Origin of the sequence: Marinilabilia sp. (assembly GCF_016278715.1) — a bacterium.
GTDB lineage: Bacteria > Bacteroidota > Bacteroidia > Bacteroidales > Marinilabiliaceae > Marinilabilia.
This window is the reverse complement of sequence record NZ_JADQBH010000229.1, coordinates 24,230-34,795: the sequence shown is the minus strand read 5'-3', so window position 1 is coordinate 34,795 and position 10,566 is coordinate 24,230. Positions and strand designations below refer to the sequence as shown.

General features: G+C 38.6%; 9 protein-coding genes. 6 read left to right on the top strand and 3 right to left on the bottom strand.

The genetic code is table 11. From position 1 onward, the window contains the following. Window positions 1-119 precede the first annotated feature (119 nt). Window positions 120-2,669: a DUF3857 domain-containing protein gene (locus QZZ43_RS14110; RefSeq protein WP_291860666.1), complete on the bottom strand. Its 2,550-nt coding sequence runs from the start codon at window positions 2,667-2,669 to the stop codon at window positions 120-122. Between the two features lie 440 nt (window positions 2,670-3,109). Between QZZ43_RS14110 and QZZ43_RS14105 the strand changes: the two genes are divergently transcribed. From QZZ43_RS14105 to QZZ43_RS14090, 4 genes are all read left to right on the top strand, one after another. Beyond that, on the top strand, window positions 3,110-3,313 hold the full coding sequence (locus QZZ43_RS14105) for a transglycosylase (RefSeq protein WP_291860663.1): 204 nt from the start codon (window positions 3,110-3,112) through the stop codon (window positions 3,311-3,313). Window positions 3,314-3,435: 122 nt separating this feature from the next. Beyond that, a complete protein-coding gene (locus QZZ43_RS14100) occupies window positions 3,436-3,621 on the top strand; it encodes a CsbD family protein (RefSeq protein ID WP_291860660.1) in 186 nt (61 codons plus the stop codon). Between the two features lie 285 nt (window positions 3,622-3,906). Then, the gene (locus QZZ43_RS14095) at window positions 3,907-4,074 is read left to right on the top strand and encodes a DUF1328 domain-containing protein (protein ID WP_291860657.1); all 168 of its coding nucleotides are present in this window, start codon (window positions 3,907-3,909) and stop codon (window positions 4,072-4,074) included. 223 nt (window positions 4,075-4,297) lie between these two features. After that, window positions 4,298-5,218 (top strand): YihY/virulence factor BrkB family protein, encoded by a 921-nt coding sequence (locus QZZ43_RS14090; RefSeq protein WP_291860654.1) that lies wholly within the window; start codon window positions 4,298-4,300, stop codon window positions 5,216-5,218. 133 nt (window positions 5,219-5,351) lie between these two features. Here the strand turns inward: QZZ43_RS14090 and QZZ43_RS14085 are convergent, their stop codons facing one another. Continuing rightward, window positions 5,352-5,477 (bottom strand): hypothetical protein, encoded by a 126-nt coding sequence (locus QZZ43_RS14085; RefSeq protein ID WP_291860652.1) that lies wholly within the window; start codon window positions 5,475-5,477, stop codon window positions 5,352-5,354. Window positions 5,478-5,601: 124 nt separating this feature from the next. Between QZZ43_RS14085 and QZZ43_RS14080 the strand changes: the two genes are divergently transcribed. Continuing rightward, window positions 5,602-6,066 carry a cyclophilin-like fold protein gene (locus tag QZZ43_RS14080; protein WP_291860668.1) on the top strand — a complete coding sequence of 155 codons (465 nt, stop codon included), beginning with the start codon at window positions 5,602-5,604 and terminating at the stop codon, window positions 6,064-6,066. Window positions 6,067-6,126: 60 nt separating this feature from the next. Then, a complete protein-coding gene (locus QZZ43_RS14075; protein ID WP_291860649.1) occupies window positions 6,127-6,324 on the top strand; it encodes a hypothetical protein in 198 nt (65 codons plus the stop codon). 56 nt (window positions 6,325-6,380) lie between these two features. On the opposite strand, the gene QZZ43_RS14070 is transcribed toward QZZ43_RS14075, so the two are convergent. Beyond that, window positions 6,381-10,421, bottom strand: a complete 4,041-nt coding sequence (locus QZZ43_RS14070) for a two-component regulator propeller domain-containing protein (protein WP_291860646.1) — start codon at window positions 10,419-10,421, stop codon at window positions 6,381-6,383. Window positions 10,422-10,566: the final 145 nt, after the last annotated feature.

Below are 10,566 nucleotides of genomic sequence, written 5' to 3'. Positions count from 1 at the left end.
ATCTGTTCAGGTTTAATCAGGCCTGAACATTCAGTTTTTCTCAGTAATTCCCCGGCGGCAAGTGCTGTTGCTTCCGGGGAATTCATTTTTGTATTCCCGAGAAAGAAGGATGGACGGGGTTAATTCTTCAACTTCTTAGAAGAGTTAAATCTGACAAAAAATGTATTTTTTACCCGCTGGGAAATAAACATATAGGGTACCCATATAGCAGCTGCTGCAGTAGCCTGAACCAACTTCTTAATATCAGGACCCTGGTGTGCAAAGTATTCAGAATCTATCATTCCAACGAGAATAATGTCTGTTACAATAAACAGTAAAAACAAGATTCTGAAAACAACATAATGAATGGGGAAAATAGTCCTTCTTTTGAACAGGATTAATATAAGGAACAAGGTATAAACAACCAGCAATATATTAACCAATAACTCCATTACAAAGGTCGCGGACCATATTTTGTTGTAGCCTGCGCTGGAAGCTGAGCTAATAAACTCCCAGGATTCCTGATTGAAATAGTCTGCGCTAAAAAGAGTATAAAGGGAGACAAAGGGTGAGATTAAGAGACCTATGGTCGGGAGTAGAAGCCAGCCTCCAATTTTCAGTGGTTTTTCCGGGGGGGCGATTGTTTGAACGTCCTTGCGGTATAGTTTTTCAGCGATGTAAACCAGGATGATAACAGAAAAGATAGAAATAATGACCATCAACCAGTTGGTTGAAGAACCTGTGGGTAACTCGCCATTTTTTCCGTAGGTAAACCGGTACCATGTGGAATTAATAATTTCCTCCACATCCTTGTAGTAGTCGTCAAAATCAGCGACTGTTACGTGGTCTTTCAATGACTTATACCGATAGTCAAAAGTCACTTTCTTTCCTGAATGGGAGACATTATATGAGAAATGGAAAGAGGGGTTGCTTATCTCTCCCTGGGTTTCTTCCACGGAAAACTCTTTTGTATTAATGAATTCTATCTTGTTTTCTATTTCGATGGGATGATAGATAGAGTAGGGCATATCCCTGTTTTTCTGCTTCGGTTCGGAGATATAGTACCGAAGGTTGGTCGGGGTAATTATTGAAATATAATCATTTACAGTGGAGGAGTTATCGTAAGTCCAGAAATCATCAATTTCAAAATGCTCCTTTGTTTTTACAATGTTGTCTTCTTTATTGTCAAGTATTTCCACTTCATCAACCATTCGCATACTTGGATAGACATAGTCGTAAAAGTCGAGATAAGAAGATTCCATCTCTTTGCGCGTACGTGACCGGAAGGATGTCCTTATTTGATCGGCTTCGCTTCCCATGTAGGTGCTTTCAACTATGTATTTGGCCGGTTGAATGGTGTCGGTGGTTTCAATTTTTTCGTGAATAATAATCTTCTCTTTGGACGCAACTGGTATATCCACCGGTCCACTTTTCGCTTTATCGACAACCAAAGCGGTTTGATAGTTTCCGTTGTAAGCTTGTCTGAAATCTCCTTCCTGATTCGAGAAGGTTGGATCTACAAAGTACAGTTCATTCTTATTTTGAATGGCCACGATGGCGTGATTGAAAACAATAGGCGATGGCAGATGCTCCTTCACTTTGTGCTTCACAATAGTATTTACATAAGCAGGCCAGGCTTTTTCGCCCAGATGTCTGAGCAAGACAACCAACAGATATGATTTATCTTTGCAGTCTCCAAAACGTTTTGCAAAAACTTCCTGTGGATGATGTGGCTTATGAGAATTAACACTGGCTTCAATTCCCACATACCTGACCTCATCCTGAACAAACCTGATTAGCGCGTTTATTTTTTCATGCTGGTTATTTAATCCTTTGGTAATTTCACGGAATTTTTTACCCAGGGGCGTACCTTTAATATCCACCTGAGGGAAAAGGCTTTCACCCCATTCAATAACTTCCTTCCAATGGGTGAACTCACTAAGTTGAACTTTTGCATAAGGGGAGTACCAGCCGGGTAATTCGGAATTGGTAACCACTTCTGATACATCAGAAAAATTCCAGGTTAAAGTTATCTGACCATTCTCAGTAGTTTTTTCCGGTTTTTCTTTGCTCTTGAATAGCTTATATTGGATGTTTCTTTCCCGGGGATACGTAATTTGCAGAAATATCTTATTCATTGGAACCCCATACTCCAGATAGAATTCATTAATATAGTTTCCTTCAAATACAGGGTTGCTCCCTTTTAAAGTGTATGCATATTCAATAACATCACCCACCTGAATATCCTCCAAATAGATGCCTGCGGTATAATTACCATTGTAAATATTCCGACTCAGGTCCGTTTCGTTGCGTGTGATTTTGAAATCTTCTCTTTTTAAGCGATCTATTTGGCGGTTATTTCGGTGAACAACCAACTTATGAAAATGAATTTGTTGATAGGAGGGATCGTAGTTTATCCAAAGGTCGGAGTAATTCTGGATGCCTGTTTCATTATTTATTTTTATAGAGTGGTGCTGAAAAAGCTTCTTTTTTTCAACATTTTCCTGGATGTCGAGCAATAAATAACTTACCCCGTTGGACTTATTCTTACTGATTAGGTGGGCATCCAGCTCAAATTGAATCGATTGAACCCATGCCGGTTCGGGATTAATATAGAATTCGTCATTTGCAGAAATAGAAGAAACAGTGCAAAGTAAAGTGAGAATAATAAAAATGAGTCTGGACATCATGAATGTTATTGTTAAAAGGTTGCTGTTTTTAATTAATTTTAGGAGCCTGCACATGTTGCCAGGATTCTCATCTATAGGTATCTGATATTAAAAATAATAAAATGTTTGAACTTTTTAGCAAACAGTTCTTTTTTTAGGTCTTTCAGGAGAAATATTCATGATGTTTGAGGGGTATTTTTTTTATTTAACGATACCATTACTTCAGAAACTATAATTTTCCATATTAGATGATGATTTTACTGGACAATCCTAAAGCATCTTCTTAAATTGAGTTTTATTTTCACTAACACAATAGACCGCTAGATTTTTAGATATAAGAATTAAGTTAATTCGTATGATGTTGAAAATATGCGCTTTAGCATAAAACAACTTTTAAGAATAAACAGCTGATTCAGAGGTTTTTGCAAAAGTTTAACGGACTATTACAAACGTATAATTATATGAAAATTGTTGGAATTATTCTTCTTATTATTGGAGTTGTCGGGTTGGTTGTATTTGGAATTCAGGCCATTAATGACTCAGAGAGCTTTTCAGTGCTAGGTGCCGAAGTTGCTGTTAGCAAAGCCAATTGGACACCTTTGATTGTGAGTGCAATTGTAACAGTTATAGGAATTGTGCTAACTGTCTCCCGTAAACAAAAATAAGGTTATTATTTTTTGTTCATGTTAAGGTCACTATCAGGCTGTTTGTTTCTTACAATTGATGGTCATAGGTTTTGCCCGTTTATTGGGAAATATTTTAATGTTTAATTTAAAACTGTTGTGTTATGGATAAGCTTGAAATTAAAGGGAAATGGAATTCAGTTAAAGGTAAACTTAAACAAAAGTATGGTGAACTTACCGACGATGACCTCATTTATGTGGAAGGAAAAGAGGACGAAATGTTAGGTAAACTTCAACAGAAAACCGGAAAGACCAGAGAAGAGTTGGTTAATGAACTGAACAAACTGTAGTTTATCAGGCTTGTATTGCTGTCCTCTGTTTTAATACGTCAACTTTTTTGGCGTATTTTTATTTCAAATGTGACTTTCATTCAGGGCTGAACTTTCCATCTAAAATTCATTCAGGTTGGGAGTTTGACTTTTCTGGTGGACTTGAATTCGATTTTGATCCGTCGATTATTGGATTAATTCAGTTTGCATGTAAGGATGATTTTACTGAAATAATGCCATTTGATGCGCAAGATTCATGAGTTTGAGTGTCTGCAGGTATTAAGTTTTAACTCAAAAATTACAGTTATGCTAAGATTAACGATAGCTTTTCTTGTTATTGCCCTGGTGGCAGCTCTTTTTGGTTTTGGAGGAATTGCGGAGGGTGCAGTAGATATTGCTAAAGTCCTCTTCTATATTTTTGTTGTGTTATTTGTTTTGTCGCTTATTTTTGGTGGTTTTCGTCGAAGAAGGTAATTGAAGGCAGCAAAATTAAGAGACCGCCAAGAGAGTTAGCACCATATATTTTTAGTGTTGATCCCTGAGTGTTTCTGGTTCCCGGGAATGTTAAGGGGTCTTTTTTTGTAATTGGCATTTAATATTCCATTTTTGCTAAGAGGTTTTCTGATGTGCCCTCATTTTCTCTAATCTCTAAAAACCTAACGAACTATTGAGTAATTTAAAGCAAAACGTTAAGATCATGAGTGAGAACGGAGAGGTAAAGTCCCGGCGTTTCAGATTTAAGGATTTGCCCGGACTGCTAAAAAGGACAGCCATTGCCTGGAATGATGATGATCCCTGGCGCCAGAGTGCTATTGTCGCATATTATGCCATTCTGGCTCTTCCCGGTTTGCTTGTCATTATAATTGGCATGCTTAGTTCATTGTATGGGACGGAAATAGTGGAAGGAAGAGTTTATGAAGAGATTAAAAACATTATGGGTGCTTCGACTGCCAAATCTGTTGAATCCATCTTCCGGAATACCAGAAATGGAGAATCCTCCTGGGTGTCGACGGTAATTGGTATTGGTGCGCTTGTTTTTGGCGCTACAGGAGTCTTTTATCATCTTCAGATTTCGCTTAACCGGGTGTGGCAGGTAAAATCTGAACCCAAAAACAGTATCTTGCAGTATTTGATTGACCGAACCAAAAGCTTTGGATTTGTTCTGGTCATCGGTTTTCTCCTGCTCATTAGTTTCATCCTGACTGCTATGCTGAATGCTTTTCAGGGCTATATATCGCGATGGATACCGGATGTTGCTTTTTTCCTCCTGAAGATATCTGATGTGGTAATTTCTTTTGGAGTAATAACGGTTTTATTTGCATTAATTTTTAAATATCTTCCTGATGTGCGTATTGCCTGGCGAAGCGTTTGGGTAGGGTCTTTTATCACTTCTTCCCTTTTCTCAATAGGTAAAGAGGTCCTGAGTTTCTATTTTGGGGAGGCCAGTCCGGGTAGTGTCTATGGTGCTGCAGGCTCAATTATTATCATTCTTCTGTGGGTATCCTATTCCTGTCTTATCCTTTTCTTCGGGGCAGAGTTTACCTGGATTTATGCCAGGCATTACGGACACAGTATGGCACCCAGGAGTCATGCCAGGGCACTTGAACCTGAGGCTTGATTCCGATACTGAACCTCTTTGTTTCTTCATAGCGCTATTTTTCCGCTGGGTGTTTTTAATGGGATTGATCAATTCAGGCCGGGGAGAGAGAATGATTATATGACAATCAGCAAAACATAACAACAGGCCGATTCTATGATTTCTTGTCGTTTTCCAGTAGAAATCTAATTGGCTCAAGGACCGGGCTGTTGCAGGAAAGGATTTTTAGTATGGCCAATACCGGTACAAAAAGGATCATCCAGGCTAGTCCCCAAATCATTCCCCTTAATATTTTGGGCACAATACTACTAATGGCTTTAACCTTTGCGGTTTTTGTTTGAAAGGCAAAACTATTTGTTTTACAGTTTTGTTACTAAAAGAAAAAAGCAATACAATTGAAAAGAATGCATAACTATTTCAACATCAAAGTCGCCATCCTTATTATGCTTTCAGGATTCTGTGCCTTCCCTTCGACCGCGCAAACTGCTGTAGACAGCCGACACGATCATACAATAAGAATCTTAATTGACGGAGAAGAATGGAGTGCCACCCTGAAAGATAGTGATGCTACCAAGGATTTTATTAAAACCCTTCCACTCTATATTACTTTAAAAGATTACTCGGGCACTGAGAAAGTAAGTGGTTTACCTGAACGATTGAGTACCGGAGACACCCCGGCAGGGAGTGAAGCATCAGTCGGTGATATTGCATATTATGCTCCATGGGGATATCTGGCTTTCTTTATAGAAGAGGTTGAATACAGAAAGGGACTTGTGATTCTTGGACATATAGAGGATAATCTTGAAGCTTTTCTTGAGACTTTAAAAGTTTCTGATGCGGTTGACGTGAGGATTGACCTGATTGAATAGTGTTTTTAGAAACGGGTTATCTTACTATTTCGGAATGCTACTTCAAAACGAAGGTGGGGTATGGTACCACTTTTTATTCGAAACAGTTCGTTCTTTCGGATGAAATGTCGGAGAATATTCGATTTTGATGATTGGTATAATGTGGTTCGGGAGGATTTATATATTCCTTTTGTACTTACTAAAATCCGGATTGTTGGTTTTTTAGTTGTTCACCATTCTGTTCTCATTCATCTTGAATTGCCGGGGTTGTCACAATGAGGATAAAATTAAACTCAAATATAACCACAACAGCTATTACAAGTGATTTTGTTTTTTTATTCAGCAATATTCTCCTTAAGAAACTCACTTGGAAGTTTTCCAAATTGTTTATGAAAGCATTTTGAAAAATACGATGGGTTGTTGAAGCCAACCAGATAACAAATTTCATTGATGCGATATTTGTCTTCGATAATAAGGCGTGCGGCTTTTTTAAGTTTAAATACTCTTATGTAATCATTAGGGGTCATCCCGGAAATTCCTTTTATTTTGCGTTGCAGGTTTGAGCGACTTACAGACAATGCCTTGGTCAGTTGTTCAATGGAGTATTCTTGATCCGTAAGGCTGGCTTCAATTTCTTTATTTAGTTTGTTAAGGAATTCTTCATCTTTCTTATTGTTGGCGATACTACCGTAAGGGACAAACGGGGAGTTTGCAAATTTCTTCAATAGTCGCTCCCTGTTGCGTATGAGGCTGTTAATTTGTGCTTTCAGGTAGTCGAAAGAGAATGGTTTTTCTATGTAGCTGTCGGCGCCAACATCCAGCCCTTCAATTTTGGATTCCACATTGGTTCGTGCCGAAAGCAATACAATGGGAATGTGGCTGAATTGTTCATCTTCTTTTGTTTTTCGAACGAGTTCCATTCCATCAACTTCGGGCATCACAATGTCGCTGACAATAATATCCACATTAGAGTTTTCCAGTAATTTTATGGCTTCCCTTCCATTGGATGCCACCTGGAGGTTGTATTCTACTTTTAGATTGCGCTCCAGAAAATTGCACAAATCTTCATTGTCTTCTACAATCAGCAGGTTTGGCTTGTTCTCTTTCCCCTTTGGGAAAGATATTTCCTCTGTTTCTGAATTTACTGCACTTTTCTCAATCTGCTTTTCAGCCTTATCGATTATAGTTTCCGGAAGGTGCGAGCTGATACGAACCATCAGGGTAGCTCCCTTTTTTCCTGCATCATTCAGGGAAATGGTCCCGTTGTGTTTTTCTGCCAGCTGTCGGGAGAAGGCAAGCCCTATGCCGGTTCCATTTTTTCTGTCATCTTTGTTGGTTTCATTAATCTGGAAGAAAGGATCAAAGATACGTTCTTTATACTTTTCATCAATTCCGGGGCCGTCATCAGAAACAGAAATTTCAATAAAATCCCCAGTTTCTCTCAGGGCGATTTCAATTTTATGATTTGCAAATTTCAGGGCATTGGTCATCAGGTTGCTGATAATTTTAATTAAAGCTTCCCTGTCGGCGTTGGAAATCACCGTTGATTCAGGGATATCCGGAGAAATAGTAATCTTTCGCTTATTGGCTGCAGGCTTAAATCTGTAACAGATATCTGAAATAAGGGTATTAAAACTAACCGGTTCGAAGGTTGGAAAATAACTGTTTTCCTCAATTTTACGGAAGTCCAATAGTTGGTTGATAAGATTGAGAAGTCTGTCAGCATTTTTGTCAATGACCCTGATGTTTTCATTGATTTCCTCGTTGGAGGCTCCGGGGGCTTTGATGCACTCCAGGGGGGCCTTGATGAGACTGATCGGTGTTCTGATCTCATGAGCAATATTGGTGAAGAAATTGATTTTTGAGAGATAGGTTTCCTTTTCTTTAAGAACCCTGAATTCTTCTAGCTTTTTTTCCTGTCTTGCATGGGATATCTTAAGATAATATTTGCCCATGAAAAAGAGAATAATGAAAAAGAGAAGAAAATAAAAAGTAACGGCATAATTGGTTTTCCAAAAAGGTGGCAGAATTTCAATATGAAGTGAATCACCCAAATTATTCCATACATCGTCGTTGTTTGCACCTTTTACCCTGAATGTGTATTCTCCTGGAGGCAGATTTATGTAGGTTGCCTGATTTTGTTTATTGGTAGTTATCCATTTCTGATTAAGATTTTCAAGAATATAAGAATTAAGGTTTTTTGATCTGGCCTGAAAACTGAGGTTGACAAAATTTATTCTGAAAGATGCCTGATTGTGACTGAGGGTTAAGCTGTCGTCGTGAATATCCGGAATTTCGGAAACATTTTTTTGTGAGGGAAGATTGGTGTCCAGCAGTTCGAACTTCGTGATCCATATTGGCGGGACATATTTGTTTTCTTTAAGTTGATTTGGGTAAAAGGCATTGAACCCGTTTATACCCCCAAAATAAAACTTACCATCACTGGCTTTAAATGTTGATTTATAGTTGAATTGGTTGCTTTGTAATCCGTCCTCCTGAGTGTAGTTCTTAATTTCAAGTGATTCAGGATTTATCCGGGATATTCCTTTGTTGGTACTGACCCATATATTCCCATGATTATCATCAACCACCCCATAAGCTACGTTGTTAGGCAGGCCTTTTGTTTCATCAATTGTCCGAAAATTATCCGAATCATAATTATATTTACAAATACCTCCGCCTTCACTGGAAAACCAAAGTCTATGTTGCTCGTCCTGGTAGATATCAGAAATTTTGTTGAAGCAGAGAGAAGTTGAATCGTTAATATCGTGCAGGTAATTAATCCATTTTTTTGAATCCGGGCTTCTTTTAAAAACGCCTTCTCCATAGCAGGCAATCCAGAAGTTACCCTGATGGTCTTCGGTCATATCATAAACAAATCCGTTTATTTCCGGTATTCTGGTGAAGTTATCACTTGCTTCGTTGTAGCGATTTAATCCAAAAGGGGTTCCCACATAAAGAATCCCCTCTTTGGATTTGTAAAGAGAGAAAATGCAATTGTCATTTATCGAATTACTGTCCTCTTTATGGAATTGGTAATTTTGAAATTTTCCTGTCTGCAAATCCATTACGTCCAGTCCTCTGGAAAAGGTTCCTATCCAAAGCTTGTTTTTGTCCAGAACCAATGCATGGATGTTGTGATAACTAATTCCAGACCCGTTCTTACCCGGAAGAAAAGAGGTGAACTTCTTAGAAGCGGTATTGAAATAGTTTAATCCGCCATCTTCGGTTGCAATCCACAGATTGCCTTTGGGGTCCTCGCAAAATTGACTGACAGCTTTTCCCGAGAGAGAGTTTTTATTTTGTTTGGGATAATAGTGTTCTATAATTTTGCTGTTGTTTGAAATATAATCTACGCCACCAAAATAGGTGCCAATCCAAATGCCTTCTTCCCGGTCTTTATATATAGAATAGACATTCTGATCCGCCAGACTGTATGGATCTGAAGGGTCGTCAATTCTGCTGAATTTCAATGTTCTTTTATTGAAGAGATATAAACCGTCGTCGGAGCCTATTAATAGTTCATCTTTCTGATATTCAAAAATGGCACGGATGTGAGAAATGTAGGTGGAAGCGTTACTGCCAAAATAGGTGCTGAATTCATTGGTTGTGCGGTTAAAGCGAACCAATCCGCCGGACCATGTCCCAAGCCAAAGCTCTCCATCCGAATCTTCTGAAATTGATAAAATCTCGGCATCTTCGAAAGGCATTTTTTTTTCTCTGGAGCCATAGGTGACGAAAGATGAAGTTTCTTTATTGTAAGTGCTTAATCCGGATCGTGTGCCCAGCCACATTGAGCCGGCATTGTCGCGATAAATCTTCCAAACAAGGTTGGAACCAATGGACCCATCGTTGTCATCACTGGAAAACCGTGTTAATTCCAGCGATGATTTATCGTAACAAAAAGTCCCCTGGGTCATGGTTCCTATCCATATTTTATTTTTGTTCTCCGCCACGATTGAGGTTACAGCCGAATTAATGATTTCGCCATCGGATGTTTTCATGCTGAACTTTTCGAAAGTTTCCTCCGCCGGATTCAAAATATAAATCTGATGGTCAGTCCCTACCCATATTTTCCCATCCTCATCCTGAAAAAGACTTCGTATAAAATTGTTGCCTATGGAAGTGGGATTTCCCGGTTCGTGTTTGAAGATAATAAATTCACTGCCGTCAAACCGGTTTAAACCGTCCTTGGTTCCAAACCACAGAAAACCCTGTTGATCCTGAATAATGCATTGAACCGTATTTTCAGACAGCCCGTTGTTGACCTGATAGTTGATGAACTTAAAATTGTTGCACAAACCTGATTGTGCGGAAATCAGGAATACAACAATCATTGTTATTGAGGAGCTGATGATTGATGCAAATTTGGTCATATCATGTTTCGTTGTAAAATAAAGCTAAATAAATGAATTTCTTTTTACAGGCAATACAAGAAACCGGTCGGGAAATACCACAAAATAGTCATGTTGGCAGATTACGCAAAAAATGTAATGAAATTGGTCAGCAAATAGCATCTTT

Excerpts from the sequence above, each read along its gene's own strand:
- QZZ43_RS14110 (WP_291860666.1), bottom strand. The coding sequence starts at position 2,669 with ATGATGTCCAGACTCATTTTTATTATTCTCACTTTACTTTGCACTGTT.
- QZZ43_RS14105 (WP_291860663.1), top strand. The coding sequence starts at position 3,110 with ATGAAAATTGTTGGAATTATTCTTCTTATTATTGGAGTTGTCGGGTTG.
- QZZ43_RS14100 (WP_291860660.1), top strand. The coding sequence starts at position 3,436 with ATGGATAAGCTTGAAATTAAAGGGAAATGGAATTCAGTTAAAGGTAAA.
- QZZ43_RS14095 (WP_291860657.1), top strand. The coding sequence starts at position 3,907 with ATGCTAAGATTAACGATAGCTTTTCTTGTTATTGCCCTGGTGGCAGCT.
- QZZ43_RS14090 (WP_291860654.1), top strand. The coding sequence starts at position 4,298 with ATGAGTGAGAACGGAGAGGTAAAGTCCCGGCGTTTCAGATTTAAGGAT.
- QZZ43_RS14085 (WP_291860652.1), bottom strand. The coding sequence starts at position 5,477 with ATGATTTGGGGACTAGCCTGGATGATCCTTTTTGTACCGGTATTGGCC.
- QZZ43_RS14080 (WP_291860668.1), top strand. The coding sequence starts at position 5,602 with ATGCATAACTATTTCAACATCAAAGTCGCCATCCTTATTATGCTTTCA.
- QZZ43_RS14075 (WP_291860649.1), top strand. The coding sequence starts at position 6,127 with ATGGTACCACTTTTTATTCGAAACAGTTCGTTCTTTCGGATGAAATGT.
- QZZ43_RS14070 (WP_291860646.1), bottom strand. The coding sequence starts at position 10,421 with ATGACCAAATTTGCATCAATCATCAGCTCCTCAATAACAATGATTGTT.